The 24,912-nt window shown below is 62.5% G+C and carries 26 protein-coding genes; 9 read left to right on the top strand and 17 right to left on the bottom strand.

The window, feature by feature from the left end:
* Position 1: 1 nt before the first annotated feature.
* The 4 genes from B8991_RS03725 to B8991_RS03710 all read right to left on the bottom strand — a co-directional run bounded on the left by B8991_RS03725 (position 2) and on the right by B8991_RS03710 (position 4,120).
* The gene (locus tag B8991_RS03725) at positions 2–244 is read right to left on the bottom strand and encodes a DUF4170 domain-containing protein (RefSeq protein ID WP_084350480.1); all 243 of its coding nucleotides are present in this window, start codon (positions 242–244) and stop codon (positions 2–4) included.
* Between the two features lie 80 nt (positions 245–324).
* Entirely contained in the window at positions 325–1,101 is a 777-nt protein-coding gene (locus B8991_RS03720) for an inositol monophosphatase family protein (RefSeq protein ID WP_084351119.1), read from the bottom strand.
* Between the two features lie 26 nt (positions 1,102–1,127).
* On the bottom strand, positions 1,128–2,474 hold the full coding sequence (locus B8991_RS03715) for a TldD/PmbA family protein (protein WP_084350479.1): 1,347 nt from the start codon (positions 2,472–2,474) through the stop codon (positions 1,128–1,130).
* A 134-nt stretch (positions 2,475–2,608) separates the two neighbouring features.
* Positions 2,609–4,120, bottom strand: a complete 1,512-nt coding sequence (locus B8991_RS03710; protein ID WP_179141420.1) for a DUF2125 domain-containing protein — start codon at positions 4,118–4,120, stop codon at positions 2,609–2,611.
* Between the two features lie 208 nt (positions 4,121–4,328).
* Here B8991_RS03710 and B8991_RS03705 point away from each other — a divergent pair, with 208 nt between their 5' ends.
* From B8991_RS03705 to B8991_RS03690, 4 genes are all read left to right on the top strand, one after another.
* Positions 4,329–5,081 (top strand): SDR family oxidoreductase, encoded by a 753-nt coding sequence (locus B8991_RS03705; RefSeq protein ID WP_084350477.1) that lies wholly within the window; start codon positions 4,329–4,331, stop codon positions 5,079–5,081.
* The gene (locus B8991_RS03700) at positions 5,078–5,686 is read left to right on the top strand and encodes an enoyl-CoA hydratase/isomerase family protein (RefSeq protein WP_084350476.1); all 609 of its coding nucleotides are present in this window, start codon (positions 5,078–5,080) and stop codon (positions 5,684–5,686) included. The genes B8991_RS03705 and B8991_RS03700 overlap by 4 nt, the downstream gene beginning before the upstream one ends.
* 236 nt (positions 5,687–5,922) lie before the next feature.
* Complete coding sequence (locus B8991_RS03695) at positions 5,923–7,269, top strand: mechanosensitive ion channel family protein (RefSeq protein WP_084350475.1); 1,347 nt, start codon at positions 5,923–5,925, stop codon at positions 7,267–7,269.
* Complete coding sequence (locus tag B8991_RS03690) at positions 7,266–8,438, top strand: TIGR03862 family flavoprotein (RefSeq protein ID WP_084350474.1); 1,173 nt, start codon at positions 7,266–7,268, stop codon at positions 8,436–8,438. The genes B8991_RS03695 and B8991_RS03690 overlap by 4 nt, the downstream gene beginning before the upstream one ends.
* A gap of 87 nt (positions 8,439–8,525) precedes the next feature.
* On the opposite strand, the gene B8991_RS03685 is transcribed toward B8991_RS03690, so the two are convergent.
* From B8991_RS03685 to leuS, 4 genes are all read right to left on the bottom strand, one after another.
* Positions 8,526–9,116: a glutathione S-transferase family protein gene (locus tag B8991_RS03685; RefSeq protein WP_084350473.1), complete on the bottom strand. Its 591-nt coding sequence runs from the start codon at positions 9,114–9,116 to the stop codon at positions 8,526–8,528.
* Positions 9,117–9,263: 147 nt separating this feature from the next.
* A complete protein-coding gene (holA, locus tag B8991_RS03680) occupies positions 9,264–10,289 on the bottom strand; it encodes a DNA polymerase III subunit delta (RefSeq protein WP_084350472.1) in 1,026 nt (341 codons plus the stop codon).
* Entirely contained in the window at positions 10,286–10,768 is a 483-nt protein-coding gene (lptE, locus tag B8991_RS03675; RefSeq protein ID WP_235866534.1) for an LPS assembly lipoprotein LptE, read from the bottom strand. The genes holA and lptE overlap by 4 nt, the downstream gene beginning before the upstream one ends.
* A complete protein-coding gene (gene leuS / locus B8991_RS03670) occupies positions 10,758–13,313 on the bottom strand; it encodes a leucine--tRNA ligase (RefSeq protein ID WP_084350470.1) in 2,556 nt (851 codons plus the stop codon). Before leuS ends, lptE begins: the two co-directional genes overlap by 11 nt.
* A gap of 172 nt (positions 13,314–13,485) precedes the next feature.
* On the opposite strand from leuS, the gene B8991_RS03665 reads away from it, so the two are divergent.
* Complete coding sequence (locus tag B8991_RS03665) at positions 13,486–14,745, top strand: glycosyltransferase family 4 protein (RefSeq protein ID WP_084350469.1); 1,260 nt, start codon at positions 13,486–13,488, stop codon at positions 14,743–14,745.
* Positions 14,746–14,860: 115 nt separating this feature from the next.
* On the opposite strand, the gene B8991_RS03660 is transcribed toward B8991_RS03665, so the two are convergent.
* From B8991_RS03660 to B8991_RS03645, 4 genes are all read right to left on the bottom strand, one after another.
* The gene (locus B8991_RS03660) at positions 14,861–15,631 is read right to left on the bottom strand and encodes a FadR/GntR family transcriptional regulator (RefSeq protein WP_084350468.1); all 771 of its coding nucleotides are present in this window, start codon (positions 15,629–15,631) and stop codon (positions 14,861–14,863) included.
* Between the two features lie 226 nt (positions 15,632–15,857).
* A complete protein-coding gene (locus tag B8991_RS03655; RefSeq protein ID WP_084350467.1) occupies positions 15,858–17,228 on the bottom strand; it encodes a glutamate--cysteine ligase in 1,371 nt (456 codons plus the stop codon).
* Between the two features lie 69 nt (positions 17,229–17,297).
* On the bottom strand, positions 17,298–17,825 hold the full coding sequence (locus tag B8991_RS03650) for a hypothetical protein (protein ID WP_084350466.1): 528 nt from the start codon (positions 17,823–17,825) through the stop codon (positions 17,298–17,300).
* A gap of 22 nt (positions 17,826–17,847) precedes the next feature.
* On the bottom strand, positions 17,848–18,570 hold the full coding sequence (locus B8991_RS03645; RefSeq protein WP_084351117.1) for a 16S rRNA (uracil(1498)-N(3))-methyltransferase: 723 nt from the start codon (positions 18,568–18,570) through the stop codon (positions 17,848–17,850).
* Between the two features lie 12 nt (positions 18,571–18,582).
* Between B8991_RS03645 and ubiA the strand changes: the two genes are divergently transcribed.
* Genes ubiA through B8991_RS03630 form a run of 3 tightly spaced genes read left to right on the top strand, consistent with a single transcriptional unit; the run spans position 18,583 to position 21,854 of the window.
* Complete coding sequence (ubiA, locus tag B8991_RS03640) at positions 18,583–19,548, top strand: 4-hydroxybenzoate octaprenyltransferase (RefSeq protein ID WP_084350465.1); 966 nt, start codon at positions 18,583–18,585, stop codon at positions 19,546–19,548.
* A gap of 58 nt (positions 19,549–19,606) precedes the next feature.
* The gene (locus B8991_RS03635; RefSeq protein WP_084351115.1) at positions 19,607–21,535 is read left to right on the top strand and encodes an OmpA family protein; all 1,929 of its coding nucleotides are present in this window, start codon (positions 19,607–19,609) and stop codon (positions 21,533–21,535) included.
* Positions 21,522–21,854 (top strand): hypothetical protein, encoded by a 333-nt coding sequence (locus B8991_RS03630; RefSeq protein WP_084350464.1) that lies wholly within the window; start codon positions 21,522–21,524, stop codon positions 21,852–21,854. Before B8991_RS03635 ends, B8991_RS03630 begins: the two co-directional genes overlap by 14 nt.
* A gap of 7 nt (positions 21,855–21,861) precedes the next feature.
* Here B8991_RS03630 and B8991_RS03625 read toward each other — a convergent pair whose 3' ends face one another.
* From B8991_RS03625 to pgsA, 3 genes are read right to left on the bottom strand one after another with little or no spacing between them, the layout of a single operon-like run.
* On the bottom strand, positions 21,862–22,302 hold the full coding sequence (locus tag B8991_RS03625) for a molybdenum cofactor biosynthesis protein MoaE (RefSeq protein ID WP_084350463.1): 441 nt from the start codon (positions 22,300–22,302) through the stop codon (positions 21,862–21,864).
* Between the two features lie 3 nt (positions 22,303–22,305).
* On the bottom strand, positions 22,306–22,551 hold the full coding sequence (gene moaD, locus B8991_RS03620; RefSeq protein WP_084350462.1) for a molybdopterin converting factor subunit 1: 246 nt from the start codon (positions 22,549–22,551) through the stop codon (positions 22,306–22,308).
* A 4-nt stretch (positions 22,552–22,555) separates the two neighbouring features.
* Entirely contained in the window at positions 22,556–23,215 is a 660-nt protein-coding gene (gene pgsA, locus B8991_RS03615; RefSeq protein WP_084350461.1) for a CDP-diacylglycerol--glycerol-3-phosphate 3-phosphatidyltransferase, read from the bottom strand.
* Positions 23,216–23,298: 83 nt separating this feature from the next.
* Between pgsA and B8991_RS03610 the strand changes: the two genes are divergently transcribed.
* Positions 23,299–23,706: an META domain-containing protein gene (locus B8991_RS03610; protein ID WP_084350460.1), complete on the top strand. Its 408-nt coding sequence runs from the start codon at positions 23,299–23,301 to the stop codon at positions 23,704–23,706.
* Here B8991_RS03610 and recO read toward each other — a convergent pair.
* Both recO and B8991_RS03600 read right to left on the bottom strand, forming a co-directional pair.
* On the bottom strand, positions 23,669–24,403 hold the full coding sequence (gene recO, locus B8991_RS03605; protein WP_084350459.1) for a DNA repair protein RecO: 735 nt from the start codon (positions 24,401–24,403) through the stop codon (positions 23,669–23,671). The genes B8991_RS03610 and recO overlap by 38 nt on opposite strands.
* Before the next feature lie 175 nt (positions 24,404–24,578).
* Positions 24,579–24,911 (bottom strand): DUF1491 family protein, encoded by a 333-nt coding sequence (locus B8991_RS03600; protein ID WP_084350458.1) that lies wholly within the window; start codon positions 24,909–24,911, stop codon positions 24,579–24,581.
* Position 24,912 lies beyond the last annotated feature (1 nt).

Below are 24,912 nucleotides of genomic sequence, written 5' to 3'. Positions count from 1 at the left end.
GTCAGCCAAGTTCCTCGGTCGAGGATGCGTCTGTTTCTTCGTCGCGCAGCCGGTGCAGATGCGCGATGAAATAGCGCATATGGGCGTTGTCGACGGTTCGCTGCGCTTCTGATTTCCAGGCGTTATAGGCGGTTTCGTAATTCGGGAACATGCCGACGATGTGAATATCGTCCATATTCTTGAACTCGGATTTTGTCGGATCGACCAATTCGCCTCCGAAGACGAGATGCAGGCGCTGGGTCATGTCATGTCCTTTCAGGCGTGTCTTCTACAGGGTACGGGTTGGCCGGGCAGGGTCAAGCCACAGTCCGCCGGGGTGTCAGGTCACGGCCGCAACGCGCCGAGAAACGCGTCGTGCAGTGGCGGAGCGGCGACAAGCGCGCCGGGCGTCTGCGGATGCGCCCCGTTGAAGCGTAACGGATCGCCGAAACGGTCCGAGACACGCGCGCCGGCTTCGGCGCAGATCACCGCACCGGCCGCGATGTCCCATTCCCAGCTGGCGCGCAGCGTCACCATGGCGTCGAACCGGCCTTGCGCCACCAAGGCCATGCGGTAGGCCAGCGACGGACGATGGTGCCGGTTCAGCTTTGGTGGCGTGCCGATCCAGTTTTTGTCCAACATCGTGGGGCGGGCCACCAGTACTTCTGCACCGCTAAGCTGACGCACATCGCTGACGTGGATCGGCGCATCGTTCAGGACAGCCCCGCCGCCCTGTGCCGCAGCGTAAAGCTTGTCCATCATGGGCAGGTGAATCACGCCAGCGGTCACGCGCCCATCCTCCACCACGGCGATGGAATGCGCCCAGGCGGCATCGCCTTTCATAAAGCTGCGGGTGCCGTCGATCGGATCTATGACGAAGGTGCGGCGCGTCGTCAGCCGGGCAGGGCCGTCCACATCTTCCTCGCTCAGCCAGCCATAATCCGGCCGGGCGTCCCGCAGGATCCGTTTCAGGGTTTCATTGACGGCGAGATCCGCCTCTGTCACCGGGCCGGCACCATCGGGTTTTTCCCAGAACCGCGCCGTCGGACCAGCGAAGGCCAATGCGGTCTGTCCCGCCGCGCGGGCAGCGTGGATCAGCAAAGACAGGTCCTGTGCGGGCAAGCTATCCACGGGTGCGTCCACCCCGCTCAGCTCCCGGCGAGGGTCAGCCCCTCGACCAGCAGTGACGGTACGACACGCGACAACCACGGACGCGCGTCATTGGCCGGACGCAGCCCGCGCAGCATGTCGCGCAGGTTGCCTGCGACGGTGCATTCGTTGACCGCCCCGGCGATCTGACCGTTCTCGATCCACAGGCCAGAGGCCCCGCGAGAATAGTCGCCGGTATTGGGGTTGATGGTCGAGCCGATCATCGACGTCACCAGCAGACCCGTGCCCATATCGCGGATCAGGTCGTCGCGGCTCTGCTGGCCTTGTGTCATGGCGACGTTTCCCGGACTGGGCGAAGGGGCAGAACCTGTTCCGCGCACCGCATTGCCGGTGCTTTGCATCCCCAGCTTGCGGGCGGTGGCAAGATCCAGCGTCCAGCCTTGCAGCACACCGTTCTTGACGATGTCGCGGGACCGGGTCGGCAGCCCTTCGGCATCGAACGGACGCGAGCCGCTGACACGGGGCCGGTGCGGGTTCTCGATCAGGTCAACCCCGTCGGGCAGCACTTGTTCTCCCATCGCGTCACGCAGCCAACTGGCCCCACGAGAAATGGCGCTGCCGTTGATGGCCGCCAGCAGATGCCCGATCAGTGATGCGGAGATACGTTCGTCAAACAGCACCGGATAGCTGCCGGTCGGGGGTTTGGTGGCACCCATCCGCGCGAGCGTGCGTTCGGCGGCGCTGGTGCCTATATCTTCGGCACTGCGCAGATCGGACTGAAAGATCCGGCTGTCGCCGTCATGGTCGCGCTCCATCCCGGCCCCCGTCCCGGCGATGGCCACACAATAAAGCGAGCGGTCGGTGCGCCGGTAGCCGCCGGAAAACCCGTTGCTGGCCGCCAGATGCATCTGGCGGTTGGAATAGGCGGCCGCAGCCGATTGCACCTGGCTGATACCGGTCACGGCCAGTGCCGCAGCTTCGGCGCGTTCGGCGTCTTCCTGCAACATGGCGGGGGATGGCTCTGGCGTGTCGTCGGCCAGTTCCAGCGCGGCCACGTCCCAGGATTGTGCAAGCTGATCGGGATCGGCAATGCCGGCATAGGGATCTTCGGGTGCCTCGCGCGCCATCAGAACGGCGCGCTCTGCCATCTCTGTGATCGTGTGCGGGGAAATGTCCGAGGCCGAGACATTCGCCTGACGCTGCCCCACGAACACCCGCAATCCGATATCGGTGCCTTCCGAGCGTTCCGCCTGTTCCAGGGTCCCGTTACGGACGTCGATGGAAACAGACGCGCCTGACAGGGCAATCGCATCTGCGCAGTCTGCCCCGGCCTGTTTCGCGGCGTCCAGAAGGGACTGTGTCAGGGTTTCCAGATCATGCGTCATCGGATCTCCGGCGGTTGGTTGGCTTGCAACTATTGCGTGACGTGCGGCTGCGCAAGGGGAGCGAGCTTAACGGGCGCTTTCAAGCAAAAGAGGCCAGCCGTAGCCGGCCTCGTTCACAGGGGTTGGCAGCGGGGCTATTTGATGCGCTGGCCGTTGGCCAGAACATGGCCCTGCTCGGTGATCTCGATGGTTGATTTCAACTCATCCTCACCGCCCGCTGGCACCGAGAACATGCTCAGCATCATCCGGGCCCCCATCGCGTCCTGTTCCTTCATCAGCCCCATCTGGATCAGCTTGTCGATGACCCCGTTTGCGCCGTTTACAGTGACATTCAATGTGCCTTCGGGACGCGGCATGCCGTCAAAGGTCGTGAGGTCCGAGTTGTCGAAGGTGAATTCGCCGTCACCTGTCACGCGTGCGCCGATCGCTTCGATCAGAAGCCCGCTCAGCGTCAGCGATTGCGGCTCTGCGGGTGTGATCTCGCCCCTGTCGGCGGCGGCCATCTGCTCGGCGTCCATGAGGTCCACCAGCATCTTGACCTTCCCGGTCAGATCAAACGCCACGGTCGCCGGATCGCGCGGCAATACCTTGTCCGAATCGAAGATGTTCCAAAGCATGTCCGACATGGTGAACCCGGCAAGGTTCACGCCCAAGGCGACGTCGCTGGCCTCTTCGCTCTTGGAGACCGGTATCGTCAGGTTGACCGAGGCTTCCGACATCGCGGATTCAATTGGGAAGGGCAATTCGTTGCCCGCGAAGCTTGTGGTAAGGTCGGTTGCACCTGCCGCGTAGCTGATGGCATCGGCGTCCATCTGTAGCTGAAGACTGCCTCCACCCGAGCTGGTCTTGCCAGTTGTCGCATCGCCGTCCTCGCTCGCGGCAAAGGTGCCTGATCCGCCGGTGTGGTTGATCATGCCATTGACGGCAAAGCCTGCGGCCAGCATGGCGGGCATGTCTTCGGGGTCCATATCCAGCGGGATCGTGGTGTCGCCTTCGAACGACACCCCGGAAACTGTCCCGGTGAACTCCACCGAATTTCCGGTTTCCGGATCTTTGAACGCGGCGTCATAATCCAGGCCGCCCGTGGTCATCGATTGCGAAATCTCACGCAGGTCACCCACAGAGACGCGCGCGGTGCCGGTGATGTCTTTCAAGTTGAAATCGGCGCGAGCGGCATCGCGGTCCAGCGTTTCGCCATCCACGATAAGTTCTGACAGGCGCATGCCCAGGCTGTCGGCGGTGTAATCGTAAACCATGTCGCCGGGTTCGCCGGACACGACCATCTGCAACCCCTGTTGGGCATAGTCGATGGTCAGATCGAAAGGCTCGCCATCAGGGACGTCATTCACCTTCAGCTTGATCGGCATGTTTTCGGGAAAGGTCACGCGCACGCTTCCGTCGCCCAGATCTTCGAACGTGACCTCGGACGCGGAAAAGGCCATGGTGCCTTCGCCTTCGGGGATGTCCATCGACAGGGCCATATCGGTGATGGTCAGGGCGTTGCCGGATGTCGACTCGGTGCCTGTCACGCTATAGCCGAAGCTGGCCATATAGGCTTCCAGATCGTCCCAGACCTGCTGTGGGGTCACATCCGCCCAAGCGGGCTGTGCGGCTATCACGGCGACCGAGGCGACGGCGGAATACATCAAATTTGAACGGCGGAACATAACGGGCTTCTCCAATTTCTTAGTCTCCCTCAACTTCGGTTGCGCAGCGGGCAGGGTCAAGGTCTGGGAATCCGGAAGTCGGATTTCGGCACCCATCCCGGTCATTTGCGGCGCATGCAGCATATGGACCTTTGCGGCACCGCTGCGCTAGCAATGGTCGGTAGAACGAAACGCAGGGAGAGTGGCAATGCAGAATCTTGATGGCAAGGTCGTGATGATCACCGGTGCCAGTCGCGGGATCGGGGCGGCCGCAGCCCGGACCTTTGCCGAAGCGGGCGCGAAGCTGGCGCTGGTGGCGCGCAGCGAAGACGCGGTTGCGGATCTGGCCGGAGAGATCGGCCCGCAGGCCATCGCTATTCCTTGCGATGTCAGTCGTTTCTGGGAGGTCGAGGCAGCAGTGAATGCCTGTCTGGAGGCGTTTGGCAGGCTCGATGTGCTGATCGGCAATGCCGGTGTGATCGAGCCTATTTCCCTGCTGGCCGAGGCCGATCCCGAAGACTGGGGACATACCATAGATATCAACCTCAAAGGCGTCTTTTACGGCATGCGCGCGGCGATGCCGGTGATGATGAAAGCCGGTGGCGGCACGATCCTGACGATCAGCTCCGGGGCCGCACATGGCCCGGTCGAGGCTTGGTCACATTACTGTGCGTCCAAGGCAGGGGCTGCAATGCTGACCCGTTGTGCTGACAAGGAAGGCCGCGAGGCCGGTATCCGCGCCATCGGCCTAAGCCCCGGCACGGTGGCCACGCAGATGCAGCGCGAGATCAAGGCCAGCGGCATCAACCCGGTCAGCAAGCTGGACTGGTCCGATCATATCCCGCCTGATTGGCCGGCGCGGACGTTGTTGTGGATGTGCGGCCCCGAGGCGGACGCATGGCTGGGCGACGAAATTTCGCTGCGCGACGAAGACATCCGCAAACAGGTCGGCTTGACATGATCGTTCTAGAAAAAGAGGACGGGCTGTGGATCGCGCGGATCAATCGCCCAGACAAGGCAAACTCGCTGACGCCGGGAATGCTGGGAGAACTGGCAGAGATTGCCGAGGCGGCCCAAGAGGCAAAGGCCCTCATCCTGACTGGTACGGGCAAGGTGTTCTCTGCCGGTGCCGATCTGGAGGCCGCGCGCGCGGGCATGGCCACCAGCCCGCTATGGGAACGCTTGTCCAGCGCCATCGCAGCCTTGCCGGGCCTCAGCATTGCCGCACTGAACGGGACAATCGCCGGTGGTTCCATGGGCATGGCGCTGGCCTGCGACATCCGGATCGCGGTGCCGTCGGCGAAGGTGTTCTACCCGGTGATGAAACTGGGATTCCTGCCGCAACCCTCGGACCCGCGCCGCATGATTGATTTGATCGGGCGGTCGCGGGCGTCGATGATCCTGATGGCCGGACAAAAAATCGAGGCGTCGGAGGCGCAGACATGGGGGCTGATAGACCGTCTGGTCGCGCCCGAGAGTTTGATCGACGAAGCGCGCGCGCTTAGCGCTGACAGTCTGGCGGCTGACCCCGTCATTGCCTGCGGGATCAAGGAGATGCTTCGCTGAAGGGGCACGTCAGAAATCTCGCAAGCCGCTTTCCATCAAAGCGGCAATACGGGTGTTGATGATCTTCAACATTCCATCACGCTGGACATGACAACCGCATGACGCCGAACCGCGCCCGTCGGCACAATTTGGCGGAGGCAGGACCAGAAGCCTTGGAAACGCAAAATCTTTCTTGTGGCCGAGGCGGCTGTTTGGCTACACGGTGACCGGGTAGGGGCGGCGTCAGGGGCTTGAACATGAACTGGGATCTGTCGCAGCAGCCGGAACTGGTGCAGACCGTCGCAGCCTATGCGTTGCAGGGTTGGCAGATCGCGCTTGCGTGGATCGTGCAGCCGGCCTCGTGGTCGCAATTGGCCTTGCTCGCCCTTGCCTATGTTCTGGCGGTGCTGTTGTCGCGGCGTCTGGTCCCATTCCTGAGAAATTTTCTGACGCCGACACCGGCACAGCGCAACATCATCGCAAGCGCGCGTCGTTTTGCGCTGCTGTTTCTGCCGCTCCTACTGCCGCTTCTTGCCTATGCCTTCACCGCGATTGGCGAAGCAATCACGCTTTCGGCCTTTGGTGCCACGGCCGTCATCGCCTTTGGCAAACGGGTGTTCCTGTTCCTCGCGGCGCGCGTCCTTGTCAACGAGACCATCCGCGATCCTTTCCTGAAACTGCTTGGTCGGTATGTCCTGCTGCCGGTGATGGCGCTTTACACATTGGGCCTGCTCGATGCGGCCTCTGCGCAGTTGAACGCGATGACCATCCAGATGGGCAATATCACCTTTTCGGTGATGGCGCTGGTGCGGGGGCTGATCGCGGGCGCGTTGCTGTTCTGGCTGGGGCGCTGGTCCAACGATCAATCCTCCGCCTATCTGGAAAAGCAGCAAGAACTTCGCCCGGCGACACGACAGCTTGCCGCGAAAGCCGCCGAGATTGCCATTTTCGGGGCCGCCTTTCTGCTGTTGATGAACATCATGGGCATCTCGCTGACCTCGCTCGCCGTACTGGGGGGGGCGATTGGCGTGGGGCTTGGGTTCGGCCTGCAAAAGATCGCTGCGAACTTCATCTCGGGCGTGATCCTGCTGATCGAGGGGCAGGCCACGGTCGGCGACTTTGTCGAGCTGGATGACGGCCAGTCCGGCACCATCGTCAAGACCACCGCCCGTGCGATGATCCTGGAAACCTTCGATGGCCGCTGGGTCGTGGTGCCGAACGAGGATTTCATCACCACCCGCGTCGTCAACTATTCTGACAGCGGGTCGGCGAACCGGTACGAGGCGCCGTTCAGCGTGTCTTACGACACTGACATCAACGCCGTGCCCGCGATCATCGAGGCTGCGGTCGCCACCCATCCGGGCATTCTGCAAGCGCCCTACCCACCGGACTGCGAACTGCGCGGGTTTGGCGATTCCGGCATCGATTTTGCCGTCGAATTCTGGGTCAACGGGCTGGATGACGGGCCGAACAAATTCACCTCGGACGTGCTGTTCCTGATTTGGAACGCGCTCAAGGACAATGGCATCGAGATCCCCTATCCGCATCGCGTGATCGAGCTGAAAGGCACGCCGCCGCTGCCAGAACCACAGGTAGAGGCGTGACCGACGCGCTGATCATCGGCGGTGGTCCCGCCGGGCTGATGGCGGCAGAGGCGCTGGCCGATGCCGGACGCCAGGTTACCGTGGCCGACGCCAAACCCTCTTTCGGGCGCAAATTCCTGATGGCGGGCAAGTCCGGGCTGAACCTGACACGGGATGAGCCGTTCGACAGATTTCTGGCATCTTACCCCGACATGCCGCCGCGACTGCGTGCGGCACTGGATGCGTTCGGGCCTGAAGACGTGCAGGCCTGGGCGCGTGATCTTGGGCAAGAGGTTTTCACCGGGTCCACCGCCCGCGTCTTTCCCAAGACGATGAAGGCCTCGCCGTTATTGCGGGCTTGGCTGGCGCGGCTCACCGAAAAGGGCGTCACGCTGCAAAGGCGCTGGCGCTGGACCGGTTGGCAGGACTCGGCGGCGACGTTCGACACGCCGGACGGCCAACAGACAATCGACGCGCAGGTGACGGTGCTTGCCTTGGGCGGTGCCAGCTGGGCGCGGCTTGGCTCTGACGGGCAGTGGGCGGCGATGCTTGTCGGGCAGGGGGTCGACCTTGCGCCATTCCAGCCGTCCAATGCGGGTATTCGCATCGACTGGACGCCGCATATGACCCGCCATTTTGGTGCGCCTTTGAAGAATATCCGACTGACCGCCGGTGCCGAGACCCTGCGGGGCGAGGCGATGATCTCTGCGCGCGGTTTGGAAGGTGGGGGCATCTACGCGCTGACACCAGCGCTGCGCGGTGGCGCAGACCTGATCCTCGACCTTGCCCCGGATCGTGACGCGGGCGACATCGCGAGCCGTATTGCAAAACCACGCGGCAAGACCAGCTATACCAACCACCTGCGCAAGGTGCTTAAACTGGAGCCGCAGAAAATCGCCCTGCTGATGGAATTCGCAGGCCCGCTGTCAAACTTTCCCGAAGTGCTCGCCCAGCAGATCAAGGCTTTGCCGATCCGTCATTCCGGCCTGCGCCCGCTGGACGAGGCAATCTCCACCGCCGGTGGGGTACCGTTCGATGCGCTGGACGATGGGCTTATGCTTCGGGCGATGCCGGGCGTATTCGCTGCGGGCGAGATGTTGGACTGGGAAGCGCCCACCGGCGGCTATCTCCTGACGGCGTGCCTTGCCACGGGGCTGCATGCGGGCCGCGCTGCTGCGGCGCATGGCTGACACCGACCTGGCCGGTTCGTGAGCAGTTCGTGGCCAACAGCAGGGCGCTAAACGGGGCGCGCGGTCGGGGCCAGGCAAGCCGAGGGGTCAGCCGCCATAGGCAACGGTGCGTTGAAACGCTGCACGGCCGCGCAGGCGTTTGAGGTAGTTCACAAACTCTGCCGGGGCATCGGGGAACTTTGCGGTGCGAGACCAGCCACCACAATGGCCCAGAATGATGTCCGGGATCGTCAGATCCTCGCCCATCAGGAACGGCCCACGGATTTCACCCGTCAGACGTTCCAGATTTCGCGAAAATTCCAGCTTCAGGCTGTCCTTGATCGCGGGAACCCGCTCTTCTTTCGGCAGAATGAAACTGTGCCGTGCTGCCGCCCACAGGATCGCGTCGACCTCGTCGAGGATACGGAAGGTCAGCGCATCCTGACGCGCCCGTTCCAGCGTGCCAGCCGGACAGGTCAGCGCGCCGTTCTTATCCGCCAGATAGGTCATTATCGCGGTCGAATCAGGGATCACCGCGTCGCCTTCCAGCAGAACCGGGATTTTGCCCAACGGGCTGACAGTGGTCACCTCGTCAGATCGGGGCGCGGCGGGGCGGTGTTCAAACGGCACACCCAACTCTTCCAGACACCACAGAACCCTGAATGTGCGGCTCTGAACGCCACCGATAACCGTATACATATGAAGATCTCTCCTGCCGTTTTCGTGGCCAGACTGCGCGCTGTGTCTTGCCGTGACAAGCCCGCAAACGGGCCGTGACAGGCTTTGGCAACAAATGTCCGGCTGAGATTTGCGAACCTGCCCCGCCAAGGTGCGGTCAACCCGGTGCTAGCGGCGCGCCAGCATCGACAGCCGAATCAGAACTCGCTCGACCAGCGCCATGGTCGGAGCATGCTGACCCGCAGAGCGAAGTTGCAGCTCTGTATCCGTCAGCATTGTCATCGCTTGTTCCAGCCGCGCGGTGCCCCAGTTTTGCGCCTGACGCATCACACGGTCGCGACGCGGGCCAAACACCGGCGGGCGCAGCTTGCCGATACCCGATCCAGCACCGCCGGGGTCCGATGCGACCTTGTGCAGGATCTTGAAATGCCGCGTCGCGCCGATCATCAGGGCAACCGCGTTGGTGCCTTGTGACTGCAATCGCGCCATGACCGGGCCAATCTCGCCGGTGCGCGCCTCGGCCACGATGTTCAGGATGTCGTCCACCTCTGCCTCGGTAGAGCTGGGGGCGCAGGCTGCCACATCCTCGGGCGTTGCGGGTGCATCCTGATCCAGCAGATACAGCGCCAGCTTTTCGACCGTCTGCCGGAAATCGCCGGGATCAAGCTGCCGCGACAGCATCGTCAAAGCCTCCATCGCGTCGGGCGATGGCGCGGGCAGGCCAGAGTGTTTGAGATCCGCCTCAATCTCGGCCCGGCTGGGCGGGTCGTCATAAATGCCCACGGCATAGGCGTTGGGGTGCCCCTCAAAGAGTTTGCGCAAGGCGGATTTCGCGGTTAGCTGCCCGGCGGTGACGATCACCTGCGCATCGCCGGGTTGCCAGTCCTGAAGCGCCGCTGTTACCACCTTGGTGATCCCGTCCGTGGCCTCTTCCAGAAAGGCAACACGCGGGCCGGGAAAAAAACTCTGTGCCTTGATCGCGTCGGACAGGGCTGCGGGGTCCTTGCGCAGATCAGCGGCGGGCAGGCGGGTCAGCCGCATTTCCTCTTCGCCTTGCGGGCCGATCAGCGCGGCAATCACCTGCTGACGTTTCAGCGCGACGCGCATCGCATCCGCGCCAAAGATCAGCAGGCCGGTCTTGGCCGGGTCGGGCTTTGCAAAATAGCCCGCCGCATCGCGCGCGGACAGTTTCATGCCGGCAGGTCCGAGGCCTGAAGAAGCAGCTGATCGACCAGTTGATCCGCGAGAATGATCATCAGCCTTGCGGTGGCGTCGCGCTGCGATGCCCGCGTTGCGACGGTGGATCCGGTGGGCGAATAGGACGAAAAGCTGTCCACCTTGCCGGAGGCCACGACACGTTCATCCGTGTCGGTCAGCGACCATGTGGCTGATCCCGACAGGTGATAGCGCGAGGTCACGCCTTCAGAGGTTGTCCCAAGGTCGTCCCGTCCGGTCTTGAGCGCATAGCTCAGAGCGTATCTGCCGGTTGGCGCGTGGCCAAGGCGTTCTTCCAGCCGCTGGTTGAGCAGATAGCTGGCCCGGCCACCGGGCGCGTCAAGCCGCACCTGCCCCTGCAAGGCGGATGCGCCGCCGCTTGGCCCGTAGGCGGGCGTGAAGCCGCAGGCCCCGAGGGCCAGCGCAGACAGCAGGAAGAGGCGGCGATCAGACGACAAGGTTGATGATCCGTCCCGGAACCACGATGACTTTCTTCGGTTGGGCACCATCCAGCACCCGCAGCACGGCCTCATGCGCCAGTGCCAGTTTCTCAACTTCGGCTTTGTCGGCGTCCTTGGCAACGGTAATCTCGCCGCGGCGCTTGCCGTTGACCTGAATGGGCAGGGTTATGCTGTCCTCGACCAGCATCGCGTCATCCGTGACGGGCCATGCCGCGTTGGCGATCAGGCCCTCGCCGCCCAGCAGTTGCCAGATTTCCTCGGCCAGATGCGGCGTCATCGGTGACATCAGCTGCGCCAGTGCCCGCATGGCCTCGCGTTTCGCCGCCGCTCCGGCCTTGGCCTTGGATAGAACATTGGTGAAGGCATAAAGCCGCGCGATAGAGGCGTTGAAGCCGAAGCTTTCCACACCCATCGTCACATCGTGAATGGCCTTGTGCATCTCTCGCAGGAGGGCTTCGTCCCCGTCCTGTGGGCCGGTCTGGTCCCCGGCGATTTCTGCGGCGATGCGGTAGACGCGGGCAAGGTGCTTGCTGGCGGCCTCGGCACCGCTGGCGGTCCATTCCACGTCGCGTTCCGGGGGCGAATCGCTGAGCACGAACCAGCGCGCGGTATCGGCACCGTATTGCTGGACGATCTGCACCGGATCGACGACGTTGTTCTTGGACTTGGACATTTTGGCCGACGGGATGATCTCTACCTCGGTGCCGTCCTTCAGAATCCCTTTGCCTTCGCGCAGATCCACATCTTCGGGGTAATGATAGACCGGGCGACCGTTTTCGTCGCGCGTCTGATAGATCGCATGTGTCACCATGCCTTGCGTGAACAGCGCGTTGAACGGCTCTGCGCATTTCTCGGGCAGGTGACCGGTCTGGATCATCGCACGCGCGAAGAAACGCGAATAGAGCAGATGCAGGATCGCGTGTTCGATGCCGCCGATATACTGGTCGACATTCATCCAGTATTCGGCCTCTGCCATATCCGTGGGCGTGGTGGCGCGCGGAGCGGTGAAGCGCGCGAAATACCACGAACTGTCCACGAATGTGTCCATCGTATCGGTTTCGCGCTGCGCCGCCGCGCCACATTTCGGGCAGGTGCAATCGCGCCAGGTCGGGTGACGATCCAGAGGGTTGCCCGGCACGTCAAAGCTGACATCGTCGGGCAGTTTGATCGGCAGGTTTTCCTTGGCCTCGGGCACGACGCCGCAAGCCTCGCAATGGACAACCGGGATCGGGCATCCCCAATAGCGTTGACGGCTGAGGCCCCAGTCGCGCAGGCGGAACTTGGTGACGCCCTGGCCCACGCCATTGGCCTCGCAGAAATCAACCGCCGCATCCACGGCTTCGTCGCCGGTCTGCACCTCGTTGCCCGCGATCAGACGGGTATAGCGGACCTGTTCGGTCTTTGCGGGCACGAACGGTTCTGCCTGAATGTCATGCGCGCCGTCGAGCGGCAGGAACGTGTCCACGATGGGCAGATCGTATTTGGTGCAGAAGTCATGGTCGCGCTGATCATGGCCGGGGCAGCCGAAAATCGCGCCGGTGCCGTAATCCATCAGAATGAAGTTGGCGATATAGACCGGCAGCTCCCAGCCGTTATCAAAGGGATGCATGACCTTGAGGCCAGTGTCATAGCCCAGTTTTTCGGCCGTCTCCAATGCCTCGGCAGTGGTGCCGCCCTTACGGCATTCCGCGCAGAAGGCGGCAACCTCGGGATTGTCCCGTTCCAGTTGCTTTGCCAGCGGGTGATCGGGCGAGACACCGACGAAAGAGGCCCCCATCAGCGTGTCGGGACGTGTGGTGTAGACCTCGACCCGGTCCATGCCATGCGGGCCGTCGATCAGGCTGAAGCTGAATTGCAGCCCGCGCGATTTGCCGATCCAGTTGGCCTGCATCAGCTTGACCTTGGCGGGCCAGTCATCCAGCCCGTCCAGCGCGTCCAGAAGCTCTTCCGACATGTCGGAGATCTTGAAGAACCACTGCGTTAACTCGCGGCGCTCCACCTCGGCACCCGACCGCCAGCCCTTGCCGTCGATCACCTGTTCGTTGGCCAGCACCGTCATGTCCACCGGATCCCAGTTGACCACGGCGTTCTTGCGATAGACCAGTCCGCTATCCAGCATATCAATGAACAGCGCCTGCTGCTGGCCGTAATATTCCGGATCGCAGGTCGCGAACATCCGGGTCCAGTCCAGAGACCAGCCCATCGGCTTCATCTGCTCAACCATCGTGTCGATGTTGGAATAGGTCCAGTCCTTGGGGTGACCGCCGATCGCCATGGCGGCGTTTTCGGCAGGCATTCCGAACGCGTCAAACCCCATCGGATGCAGAACGTTATGCCCGGTGGACAGCTTGTACCGCGCGATCACGTCGCCCATCGTGTAGTTGCGCACATGGCCGATATGGATGCGCCCGGACGGGTAAGGGAACATCTCGAGCACATAGTATTTCGGCTTGTCGCCCTCCCGCGTGGCGGTGAAGGTTCCGGCCTCTTCCCAGGCCTGTTGCCATTTCGGCTCGATTTCGGCGGGGGTGTAGCGGGACATGTGGGGATTCCTTTGGGCAGGCGGGCGTCTTTGCAGTCGCATGGGTGATAGGACCATGGGGCGTCCGGGTAAAGTGCCTCTGGGCAAATCGGTTCGGCCCGGCGCGTAGAGTTTGCCTCTTTCCGGCAGCCGGATATAACAGGGCGGTGTCGGTTTGCAGGAAATTATTGCCATGAAGATATTGCTGATCCACCAGAATTTCCCCGGTCAGTACAAGCATATCGCGCCGGTTCTGGTGCAGATGGGCCATCAGATCGTGGCGCTGACACCCAAGGTGGACAAACCTGTGAAATGGCAGGGGGTGCAGGTCATCCCCTACAAGATCACCGGTGCGTCGTCGCGCGATATTCATCCCTGGCTGTCCGACTTCGAGACAAAACTGTTGCGCGGCCACAGCTGTTACGCTGCGGCGATGGCGCTGAAGGCGCAGGGGTTCGAGCCTGACATGATCCTGGCCCATCACGGCTGGGGCGAAAGCCTGTTTCTCAAAGACGTGTGGCCGGGCGCGCGTCTGGGCCTGTATTGCGAGCTTTATCACCTGTCCGCGCAACCGTTTCTGGGGTTCGATCCGGAATTCCCGACGCCTGCGGCGGAACAGGACGCGCTGCGGATCCGGCTGAAAAACCTCAATAACCGGTTGCATTCCGAGGTGATTGATCTGGGTATCAGCCCGACGCAGTTTCAGGCCGATACCTTCCCCGACCATTACCGCAAGCGTATCACGGTGGTGCATGACGGCGTGAATACGGAGGATGTAAAGCCCGATCCGGCGGCAAGGCTGGAGGTGACGGGCGGCCTAGTGCTGACCCGAGACGACGAGGTTGTGACCTTCATCAACCGCAATCTGGAACCCTATCGCGGCTATCACATCTTCATGCGCGCCCTGCCGGAAATCCTGAAACGGCGGCCAGAGGCGCAGGTGGTGATGCTGGGCGGTGATGATGTCAGCTATGGCGCGCGCGCGCCCAAGGGCAAGACATGGAAGCAGATCTATATCGACGAGGTGCGCGGGCAGATTTCCGATGAGGACTGGGCGCGTGTGCATTTCCTTGGCCGCGTGCCCTATGACCGCTTCCTGTCGATGATGCAGGTCAGCAGGGCGCATGTGTACCTGACCTATCCGTTTGTCCTGTCCTGGTCGCTGCTGGAATCGATGGCCTGCGAAAGCGCAATTCTGGCGAGCGATACGGCACCTGTGAAAGAGGTCCTGACCGAGGGCGAAACCGGCTGGATGGTGGATTTCTTCGACAAGGACGCTTTGGTCGACCGGCTATGCGATTTGCTGGACGACCCGGAGACGCGGACGCGCATGGGCAAGGCCGCACGAGAATTCGTGGTGGAGCACTATGATTTGCGCAAGGTCTGCCTGCCGAAGCAATTAAAATGGGTGGAAAAATTGTCCCGAACGGAGCCGCGTGCGCCAACGGACTGATGCGCTTGTTGCCTGAAACAGACCGGGTTTGCGGGCGATGCCATAAGCACCGCTGCCGGAGGTGACGCGATGACAAAGCCCACCGGTTGATTTGCCAAGCCGGGATGCGCCGAGGTCAAGTGCGGCTTTGTTCGTGTTCAAAGCGCTGGCGGGCGATTTCTTCATTGCGTTCGGCCTTGCGATGCTCGGTCAAGGCGCTCTCGACGTAATTCAGATGGTCTTCTACCGCCTTGCGCGCCGCGTCAGGATCGCGGGCCTGAAGGGCGTTGTTGATCTGACGATGCTGGTCCAGCAGCGTTTCACGCGTGGTCCGTCGTTGGAACATGATCCGGCGATTGTAGAACACGCCTTCGCGCAACAGCTGATACATCGACCGCATCATGTGCAGCATGATGACGTTGTGACTGGATTCGATGATTGCGAGGTGGAAATCCGCATCGAGTCCTGCCTCGTCACTCGGATCGCGCTTGGCATGGGCGGCCTGCATCTTGTCGAAAACCGACTGGATGACCTTCAAATCGGTGTCCGATGCTAAACGCGCGGCGCGCTCTGCCGCCAACCCTTCCATGTCGCGGCGGAACGACAAGTAGTCGAACACCGCCTCATCATGTGTCGCAAAGAGCTTTATCAGCGCATCCGAGAAGGCAGAGCCCAGCACGTCGGCCACATAAATACCGGCACCGGCGCGACTGGCCAGAAGACCGCGGTTTTGCAGGTCCGCTGCCGCCTCGCGCAGCGACGGCCGTGACACGCCAAGCCGCTCCGACAACTCACGCTCGGGGGGCAAGCGTTCGCCGGGGCGCAATACGCCGCGCAGGATCAGCTTTTCGATCTGTCGCGCGACCGACGTTGATAGCTTTTCTGGCTGAACCTTCTGGAATGGCATCTGCTGACCTCTTCGGGAATTGGTTAAACAATATGACCGCTGTCAGTTGCGCGCAAGCGGATCGCACCGCCGTGTTCCGGGAGGGTTTGGACGTTCCATGAAGGTTGCGCCGCATCTGTTGCGCCCCGGCCCCCTTTGCGGTTCATCTTGATCGCGCCTGACAATATAACGTCGCAAGATCGCGCAGCCCCCATGATTTGGGGTGCTGTGGCATGTCGCGGCGGCGTTAGTAGCTGTATTGAGCGTAAACGCGCGTCAGATCGCCGTCCCACTCCCCTGCATAATGCTCAAGCAACTCGTCAGCGGGGGTTTTGCCAGATTCGACGCTTTCCTTCAGGGCGTTGAGGAAATGGGTTTCATCAGGCACCAGCCCACCTGCGCCGGGGCGCGCGCGGGCTTTCAGCCCGGCCTCGGCAATCTCCACGGTCTGGCGGGCCAGATCATGCATGTCGATCCCGCCGACCTTGGCCTGAAGCGCGTCCTGCGAGGCGGCAACGCGCAACGCCTCGCGGGTTTCGGCGTCCCAGTCCTTGGCAAGATCCCAGGCGGCATCCAGCGCAGTCTGGTCGTAGAGCAAGCCAACCCAATAGGCGGGCAGCGCACAAAGCCTGCGCCACGGGCCGCCATCGGCACCGCGCATTTCAAGGAATTTCTTGACCCGCGCTTCGGGGAAAATTGTGGTCAGGTGGTCGGCCCAATCCGACAGGGTCGGGATTTCGCCGGGCAGGGCGGGCAGTTCGCCTTTCAGGAAATCGCGGAAGGACTGGCCAAGCGCGTCGATATACTTGCCGTCGCGGTAGACGAAATACATCGGCACATCGAGCGCATAATCCACCCAGGCCTCGAACCCGAAACCGTCCTCAAAGACAAATGGCAACGTGCCGGTGCGATCCGGGTCAAGGTCGCGCCAGATCCGGCTGCGCCAGCTTTTGTGGCCGTTGGGATGGCCTTCAAAGAACGGCGAATTGGCAAAAAGCGCCGTCGCCACGGGTTGCAGGGCGATGGCCACGCGCATCTTCTTGACCATGTCCGCCTCGGACGAGAAGTCGAGATTCACCTGCACGGTGCAGGTCCGGTACATCATGGATTTGCCCATGGTGCCGACGCGGTCCATGTATTCGTTCATCAGCCGGTACCGGCCCTTGGGCATCATCGGCATTTCGTCATGCGTCCAGATCGGGGCCGCGCCCAGGCCGATGAACCCCACGCCGACCGCATCGGCGATGTCTTTCACATCGCGCAGATGGGCGTTCACCTCGTCGCAGGTCTCGTGGATGGTTTCCAGCGGTGCGCCGGACAGTTCCAACTGCCCACCGGGTTCCAGACTGACATTGGCGCCGTCCTTTTCCAGCCCGATCAGCTTGCCTGCCTCTTCGACAGGGGCCCAGCCGTGGCGGTCGCGCAGACCCTCCAGCATCGCCAGAATGGACCGTTCGCCTTCGTAGGGCAGGGGTTTCAGCGTGTCCTTGCAATAGCCGAATTTCTCGTGCTCGGTGCCGATGCGCCAGTCCTCTTTCGGCTTGCAGCCGGACGCAAGGTAGTCCGTCAGCTGATCTTTGTGTTCAACGGGACCACCGCCGGATTGTGGAATGGACATTTGGCAAGGCTCCGAATTGCAGGGTCTGTTCGTGTCACATCACAGGGATGGGGGGAAATGGCGAGGCTGTCAATGCAGCCGGGCGGATGGGCGGGGCATGTCGGCGCGGTGCCAGATCATGATCCGTTCAGTCCCCCCCGCCTGCATCTGACGCAACATATGTTCGGTGCGGATGCCGGGAAGGGCGGCAAACGCATCGAACAACGCATCGGCACCGGCAGCGCCGAGGGGGATGTGCAGATCCGGTTCGCCGCGCCGCGACAAGACCCAATGCGGCGGCTTCGATCCCGGATCTATGGCCAGCGAGCGCAGGTCAGCCAGATCGGCAATGCCGCCCGACAACGGTCCGAAATACGAAATCCGGCCCTCGTCGATCTGCACCACGCCCGGTGCGGTGTCTTCGGTGCGGAACCGCGCGCGCTGCACGCCCATGACGGTCAGCGCGATGCCGATCAGCAGCACGGGATAGCCCATCCAGTTGAGAATGCCCCAAAGGTTGACGACCCAATGCAGGCCAAGTGCGGCCACCGCGACCCCGGTGATGGTTTCGCGCCAGCGCCACAGCGCGGCCTTCGCCTCGGCCCGCAGCAGGGTCATGCCGCAACCTTGGCGCGCGGGGTCATTGCCAGTCCCCCAGCGCCATTTGCCACAGCGTCATCGCGGCCACGGCGGCCGTGTCGGCACGCAGGATGCGGGGGCCAAGGCTGACGACATGCGCTTGCGGCAGGGCCGTCAGGCGCGCGCGTTCTGCTTCGGAAAATCCCCCCTCGGGACCGATGAGAATTGCCCAGGGGTCCGGCGTCGCATTGGCGAGGCGGGTGGCAGAGCCTGCCTCTGCCTCGTTGCAGAACATCAACTGGCGATCCGCGGGCCAGTTGTCCAGAACGGCGTCCAGCTTGGCCAGATCGGTGACTTCGGGCACGAATGTTCCGCCGCATTGTTCGGCGGCCTCGACGGCATGGGCTTGCAGCCGATCCTGCCGGATTCGTTCGGAATTGGTGAAGCGCGTCTGGACGGGCATGATCCGCGCGGCGCCCATCTCTGCCGCCTTTTCAACGATGAAATCGGTGCGGGCCTTCTTGATCGGGGCAAAGAGCAGCCATAGGTCGGGCGGGTTGCGCTGCGGCGCGGTCTGCGCGCGGCAAACCAGCACGCCGTTGCGTTTGTTGGCGACCGCCACATCAGTGCGCCACTCGCCAGCCTGCCCGTTGAACACAAGCACACCGTCGCCCACGGCTAGCCGCATCACCGCAAAAAGGTAATGTGCCTGGTCGCGCGTCAGGGCGAGTGATTGCCCTTCCCCCAGCGGGTGATCTACATAGAGCCGTATCTTTGCCGTCATGGAGCGCAACATATGCCCGACCAACCGCCGATGCCAGAGGCCGAAGGACAGGTTTCCGACGCCGTGCGCGGCAATTGGGTGGACAGGCTCGCCCCCGCCCCCGCACGTCCCTATTTCCGGCTCAGCCGTCTGGACCGCCCGATCGGCACATGGCTGCTGCTTTTGCCGTGCTGGTGGGGGCTGTTGCTGGCGATGCTGTCGGACGGGCAGGCGCGCTGGCAGGATCTGTGGATCTTTGCAGGCTGCGGGATTGGCGCGATACTGATGCGCGGCGCGGGCTGCACATGGAACGACATCACCGACCGTCATATCGACGGGTCCGTGGCGCGCACGGCGTCGCGGCCGATCCCATCGGGGCAGGTCAGCGTCGGCCAAGCGCTGGCTTGGCTGGCGGCGCAGGCGCTGGTGGCCTTCGCCATCCTGCTCAGCTTTCATCCGATGGCGATCCTGCTTGGCGTGATCGCATTGGGGCCTGTGGCCATCTACCCGTTTGCCAAACGCTTCACATGGTGGCCGCAGGTGTTTCTGGGCATCGCCTTCAACTGGGGCGCGTTGCTGGCCTGGACCGCGCATCGCGGTGTTCTGGAATGGCCCGCCGTGATCCTGTATCTGTCGGGGATGGCGTGGACGCTGTTTTATGACACGATCTATGCCCATCAGGACGCCGAGGATGACGCGCTGATCGGGGTAAAATCCACCGCGCGCCTGTTCGGCGAGGCCAGCCCGAAATGGCTGGCGCGCTTCATGAAGGTCAGCGTTGCCTTGATGGTGCTGGCAATCCTCGCGGCGATTCCGCGCGCCGAGACCCTGACACTGGTCGTGGCAATCGCCGGCGCGCTTGGCTTTGTGGGCCATATGCTGTGGCAGTTGCGCCTTTTCGACCCCGACGATAATGACAGGCTGCTGAAGCTGTTCCGGTCCAACCGAAATGCCGGCCTGCTGCCTGTGCTGTTTTTCGCCGTAGCGCTTTTCGCGTGATTGCACCCCTGCGGCGCTGACTGTATCAGAAGCCAACTCCACGCTGCTTGGAATGCCCATGCGTTTGTCAAAGTTGTTCATTTCGCTATTGGCCTTTGGCCTCGCGGCGCTGCTTTGTCTGGTCGCGGCCTACTTTTCTGTCCGTGTCATCGAAAACAATTCCATCAAAGAGGTGCGTCAGGAACTCGACAAAGCCGCGCTGACCTGGGCGGATGTGGATTCCGACGGGTTGCAGATTTTCCTGATCGGAACCGCCCCGACCGAGGCCGCCCGCTTTGATGCGCTCAGCGCTGCCGGACGGGTTGTCGATGCCTCTCGCGTGCTGGATCAGATGGGCGTCGCCGACACGGCCGACCTGGCACCGCCCCGGTTCTCGGTCGAGATCCTGCGCAACGATGCCGGCATCTCGTTGATCGGTCTGGTCCCGGCCAGCACTGACCGGGAGGCATTGCTGTCCCAGGTCCGCGACATCGCCGATGATCCGGGTCAGGTGTCCGATCTTCTGGAAGTTGCCAGCTTCGATGCGCCGGACGGATGGGCCGATGCGCTGCGTTTCAGCCTGTGGGCGTTGGAAGATCTGCCGCGATCCAAAATCTCTGTCGGGGCGGATCAGGTGCAGATTACCGCGATGACTGACAGCGATGCCACGCGCCGCAAGATGGAAAGCGATCTGGTGCGCCGGGCGGGTGACAAGGTCACCTTGTCGCTGGATCTGTCTGCCCCGCGCCCGGTGATCAGCCCCTTCACACTGCGATTCCTGATCGAAGACGGCAAAGCCAAATTCGATGCCTGCTCTGCCGGGACCGAAGAGGGGCGTGACCGAATCCTTGCCGCTGCAAATGCTGCCGGGCTGAACGAAAAGGCCAGCTGCACGATCGGACTGGGCATTCCGTCCAAGACCTGGCCACAGGCCGCGGAACTGGCGATCAACGCGCTGGCCGAGGTCGGCGGCGGCAGCGTCACCTTCTCGGATGCCGATATTTCGCTGCTTGTGCCCGAAGGCACGGATCGCGGAGTGTTCGATCATGTGGTCGGAGAGCTGGAGAACGCGCTGCCGGAGGTTTTCGCACTGACGGCAGTGCTGCCCGAAACGCCGGACGAGGGCGAACAGGGACCGCCCGAGTTCGTTGCCACCCTCAGCCCCGAAGGGGCCGTGCAGATGCGCGGCCGGGTTGCCGGCGCGTTGGAACGCCAGACCGCCGAAAGCTATGCGAAGGCACGGTTCGGCAGCGGCGCGTCCCGCATGTCCGCCCGCATCGACGAGACGCTTCCCGCCTCGTGGTCGGTCCGCGTTCTGGCCGGGCTGGAAGCGCTGGCGCAACTTAAAAACGGCGCGGTCACGATCACGCCCGACACATTCGTGGTTGCGGGCGATACCGGACTGGTCGACGCCAACGCGACGATTGCGCAATTGTTGTCGACCAAGCTGGGTGAAGGTGCCGATTTCGACATCAAGGTGACCTACCTCGAAAAGCTTGATCCGACGCTGGGTATACCTACCCCCGATGAATGCGAGGCGGGCATCGTCGAGATTATCGGCAACCGCAAGATCAGCTTTGAGCCCGGCGCGTCGACCTTTGACAGTGCGGCCAAGGACATCCTGGACGATATTGCCGAACTGTTGAAGAAATGCGGTGACATCCCGCTTGAGATCGGCGGACATACCGATAGTCAGGGCCGCGAAACGATGAACCAGCAGCTTAGTCAGGAACGCGCGCAAGCGGTGCTGGATGCGCTGCGCAACCGCCGGGTCCTGACCGCCTCATACCGGGCGGTGGGCTACGGTGAAGACCAGCCGATTGCCGATAATGGCAGTGCCGACGGACGCGAAGCCAACCGCCGGATTGAATTCAAACTGGTCCGGCCGGACGTGACAGAAGAAGATGCCGAATCTCAGGACGGTTCCGAGACAGAGACAGAGGCCGACGCAGAGGCCGACGCGGCCGCAGACCAGAACGAGGAGACCCAAGAGGATGAACAGAACTGAATTTGTGGTGGCTACGGCCATCATTCTGTTCGTGGCATTTTGCATGGGTTGGTTTGCCAATTGGTTGCTGCACCGCTTCACCCGGGTTTCCAAATCGGATGTCGATGAATTGGAACGGATGAGCCAGGAATTGCACGATGCGGAAGAGACCCGCGATCAGGCCATCACCTATCTGCAACAGCGCGAAGCTGAACTGACCAACCAGTTGGCGCAGTCAGAGGCAGAGCGCAGCGCCGCAATGGAAGGTCTGCGTGATGCGCGCTACGAATCCGAAGAGCTTCGCGCCTATGTCGAACGGATGAGCCAAGGCAAAAGCTGAGGCGCTGCTACCAGCGGGTCAGCGCGTCCTCATCGGCATCCTTGGCCGCGACCCATTCGGCCCCGTCCGCGCCGATTTCCTTTTTCCAGAACGGTGCCCGAGATTTCAGGTAATCCATCAGGAACTCTGCCGCCTCAAATGCGTCGACGCGGTGCGGGGCCGCCGTTGCGACCATCATGATCATTTCGCCGGGTACCATGCGCCCATAGCGGTGAATCACCAGCACATCACCCAGTGACCAGCGGGTGCTGGCCTCTGCCGCGATCTTTTCCAGCGCTTTCGCGGTCATGCCGGGGTAATGCTCGATTTCCATCGCCGCCAGATCACCGGCCGTGTCGCGGACGATGCCGGTAAATGTGACCACAGCCCCCATATCGTGCCGACCTGCTGCAAATGCGGCGGCCTCCGCGCCAAAATCGAATGGCTGTTCCTGTACAGCGACGCGCATTGCCTAGCCTCCGGTCATCGGCGGAAAGAACGCGACCTCGCGCACGCCGGTCAGCGAGGCATCGAAGTCCGACAGTTCTTGATCCAACGCCACCCGCAGCGCCGATATGTCGGCAAAGGCTGCGGCATAGCGATCTTCGCGCGCAATCAGTTCTGCGACCAGCTCGGTCACTGTGCTTGCCTGCGTTTCGACGGTTTCCTTTGGAATGCCGATGCGTTCGCGCACCCATGCAAAATACAGCACATCCATGTCATCAATCCTTCAGAAAGGGGACCGCCTTGCGGAAATAGTCCCATCCGGTGATCAACGTCAGGGTCGCAGCAACCCAAAGCAGCGCGACACCGAGATTTCCGGCCCAGATCATCCCCTGATATTTCCAGCGTAATCCCAGCACATCCTCTTCGCGGCCCGCCATGATCTCTTCGAACAGCGGCTGGTCCAGCCCGAAGGTCGACATGCCCAGATAATGCTCGAACACGCCTTGCGCGAACAGCACCGAGATCGCCACCATCTGCGCGGTGGTTTTCCACTTGGCCAGCTTCGTCACCTTCAGCGTGCCCGCCGTGTCGCCCAGAAACTCGCGCAGACCCGAGACAAAGACCTCGCGGAACAGAATCACCGTCGCAGGCAACACCAGCCAAGGCGACATCGAGGAATACCCTACGATCACCATCAGCGCGATCACCACCATCGCCTTGTCGGCAATCGGGTCCAGCATGGTGCCAAGCTTGGTGACCTGTTTCCATGTCCGCGCCAAATGCCCGTCAAACCAGTCTGTCACGGCGGCCGCAATGAACAGCACCAGAGCGAACCAGTCGGCATAGGGGCGCGTGAAGTACAGGAACATCACGGCAATGCCGGGCGCTGCCAGCAGGCGCAAAACGGTCAGAATATTGGGCAACGTCCATTTCATGCCTTAGCTCTAGCGCGGTTGACCGGGACAGGGAAGAGCGGTGCCGAATTGCATCCCCGAAAGAATCGGATAACGTGCCTGATATGCACAAACTCCTGCTTGTTCCGCTCTTGGCTCTGGCCGCCTGTGATCAGGATGAAACGCTTGTGTCCTATGGTGGCGCGGGCACTTGGCGTCTGTCTGCCATGGATGGCGCGGGCTACAGCGCCGAGGCGACGATGACTTTGGGCACCGCTGGCGCGGTCACCGGCAAAGCCCCCTGCAACAGCTGGAGCGCAACGCAGTCCGCGCCCTATCCGTGGTTTGATCTGTCACCGATCATATCGACCCGGCGCGCCTGCCCTGAACTTCAGGCCGAAACCGCCTTTTTCACGGCGCTGTCGCAGATGACCCTGTCCGAGGTTGCGGGCGACACGTTGCTTCTGACCAATGATGCCGGGCGCGAAATGATTTTCACTGCTGTCGCGCCCGACGCTCAAGCGCCTCGATGAAGCGTGCCCGCGCTGCGGGCAACGGCTTGTGCAGCATATCTGCGGCGATGCGATGGGCCAGGAAATGCCCTGTCGTACCAAGCGCCAGCGCCACCTCGCCATCCTCGGCGGTGCCTTGCCCCCGCAAAACCGGCGGCAATGGCAACATGCGGTCCGCCCATTCGCCCGCGCCTTTGGCCGATACCGCCCGACCAGACCGCGGCGAGACATGGATCAGCCCTTCGGTTGTCCCCGTCACCGCGCACACCCGCAGATCAAGACCAAAGCCCAGTTCTTCCAGCAGCGACATCTCCCACCGCATATAGGCCAAGGGCCAGATCTCGGGCTGGTCCAGCAGGTCCAGCAAAGTCTCGGTGTCGCGGTACAGCGCCGGATGGGCCTCACGCTCGGGCAGGCAGAACAGCAACAGCGTCGTCACGGCGTTCAGCCCTGCCAGCATCAACCGATCCGACATCGCCGCATGCGCCCGCCCGCGCATCGGCTCGACCGTGAAGCTGCCCAGCTGATCCTCCAGCCGCGCCCGCCATGCAAGATCAAGCTGCGCGCCGGGTTGCAGCAGCGGGGCCATCCTGCGACTGGACGCACCGCGCAAGACACCGGCATGCCGCCCGCGCTCCGGCGTAAAGACCTCCAGAATGGCGCTTGTCTCGCCATGCCTGCGGGCCGAAAGCAATATGCCTGTGTCGCGCCAATCCATCTGTACGAATGTGCTGCAATCCGTGCCGCCTGCAAGCGGGTTCTTATCCGCCGCCCCGCTTCAGCCCGGGCGTATGTTACCGCGCAAAAACGCCCCTGTCTTCTTCTTGGTAAAAATACTCCGGGGAGCGCGAGGGGCTGGCCCCTCGCTCCGTCCCTTTCAGCGCACGGATCACTCAGTCGGACAGACCCGGCTCATCCAGCAGATGGTGCCCGTCACGGTCCTCGACCTCGATCACCCAAAGGTCGGGATCGAACCGCCGCTGCCTGCTGATTGCCGCATCAACCTCCGCCTCATCCCCTTCGGCCAGCGTGACCCAGGCCCGCGCGCCGCTCATCAGATCAAAGCTGCGTTGAAACGCCTGCGCCCGCCCGTCCAACGTGTTGAGTTTGATCAGAACCGCGCCCGCGGTGTCATCGCCATGGGCCGTCACAAAGGCCGGGATATTTTGAAACCGCAGCCGTGCCAGATAGGCATGCACCCAGAACTCGGCCGTCAGACGAGCCATG

It is taken from the genome of Primorskyibacter flagellatus, assembly GCF_900176485.1.
Taxonomy (GTDB): domain Bacteria; phylum Pseudomonadota; class Alphaproteobacteria; order Rhodobacterales; family Rhodobacteraceae; genus Primorskyibacter; species Primorskyibacter flagellatus.
Note: the sequence above shows the minus strand (reverse complement) of the source record. Positions and strands in the feature narration are given on the sequence as shown.

Coding starts and splice junctions, on each gene's coding strand:
- B8991_RS03725 (WP_084350480.1), bottom strand. CDS start 244: ATGACCCAGCGCCTGCATCTCGTCTTCGGAGGCGAATTGGTCGATCCG.
- B8991_RS03715 (WP_084350479.1), bottom strand. CDS start 2,474: ATGACGCATGATCTGGAAACCCTGACACAGTCCCTTCTGGACGCCGCG.
- B8991_RS03710 (WP_179141420.1), bottom strand. CDS start 4,120: ATGTATTCCGCCGTCGCCTCGGTCGCCGTGATAGCCGCACAGCCCGCT.
- B8991_RS03705 (WP_084350477.1), top strand. CDS start 4,329: ATGCAGAATCTTGATGGCAAGGTCGTGATGATCACCGGTGCCAGTCGC.
- B8991_RS03700 (WP_084350476.1), top strand. CDS start 5,078: ATGATCGTTCTAGAAAAAGAGGACGGGCTGTGGATCGCGCGGATCAAT.
- B8991_RS03695 (WP_084350475.1), top strand. CDS start 5,923: ATGAACTGGGATCTGTCGCAGCAGCCGGAACTGGTGCAGACCGTCGCA.
- B8991_RS03685 (WP_084350473.1), bottom strand. CDS start 9,116: ATGTATACGGTTATCGGTGGCGTTCAGAGCCGCACATTCAGGGTTCTG.
- holA (WP_084350472.1), bottom strand. CDS start 10,289: ATGAAACTGTCCGCGCGCGATGCGGCGGGCTATTTTGCAAAGCCCGAC.
- leuS (WP_084350470.1), bottom strand. CDS start 13,313: ATGTCCCGCTACACCCCCGCCGAAATCGAGCCGAAATGGCAACAGGCC.
- B8991_RS03665 (WP_084350469.1), top strand. CDS start 13,486: ATGAAGATATTGCTGATCCACCAGAATTTCCCCGGTCAGTACAAGCAT.
- B8991_RS03660 (WP_084350468.1), bottom strand. CDS start 15,631: ATGCCATTCCAGAAGGTTCAGCCAGAAAAGCTATCAACGTCGGTCGCG.
- B8991_RS03655 (WP_084350467.1), bottom strand. CDS start 17,228: ATGTCCATTCCACAATCCGGCGGTGGTCCCGTTGAACACAAAGATCAG.
- B8991_RS03650 (WP_084350466.1), bottom strand. CDS start 17,825: ATGACCCTGCTGCGGGCCGAGGCGAAGGCCGCGCTGTGGCGCTGGCGC.
- B8991_RS03645 (WP_084351117.1), bottom strand. CDS start 18,570: ATGACGGCAAAGATACGGCTCTATGTAGATCACCCGCTGGGGGAAGGG.
- ubiA (WP_084350465.1), top strand. CDS start 18,583: ATGCCCGACCAACCGCCGATGCCAGAGGCCGAAGGACAGGTTTCCGAC.
- B8991_RS03635 (WP_084351115.1), top strand. CDS start 19,607: ATGCGTTTGTCAAAGTTGTTCATTTCGCTATTGGCCTTTGGCCTCGCG.
- B8991_RS03630 (WP_084350464.1), top strand. CDS start 21,522: ATGAACAGAACTGAATTTGTGGTGGCTACGGCCATCATTCTGTTCGTG.
- B8991_RS03625 (WP_084350463.1), bottom strand. CDS start 22,302: ATGCGCGTCGCTGTACAGGAACAGCCATTCGATTTTGGCGCGGAGGCC.
- moaD (WP_084350462.1), bottom strand. CDS start 22,551: ATGGATGTGCTGTATTTTGCATGGGTGCGCGAACGCATCGGCATTCCA.
- pgsA (WP_084350461.1), bottom strand. CDS start 23,215: ATGAAATGGACGTTGCCCAATATTCTGACCGTTTTGCGCCTGCTGGCA.
- B8991_RS03610 (WP_084350460.1), top strand. CDS start 23,299: ATGCACAAACTCCTGCTTGTTCCGCTCTTGGCTCTGGCCGCCTGTGAT.
- recO (WP_084350459.1), bottom strand. CDS start 24,403: ATGGATTGGCGCGACACAGGCATATTGCTTTCGGCCCGCAGGCATGGC.
- B8991_RS03600 (WP_084350458.1), bottom strand. CDS start 24,911: ATGGCTCGTCTGACGGCCGAGTTCTGGGTGCATGCCTATCTGGCACGG.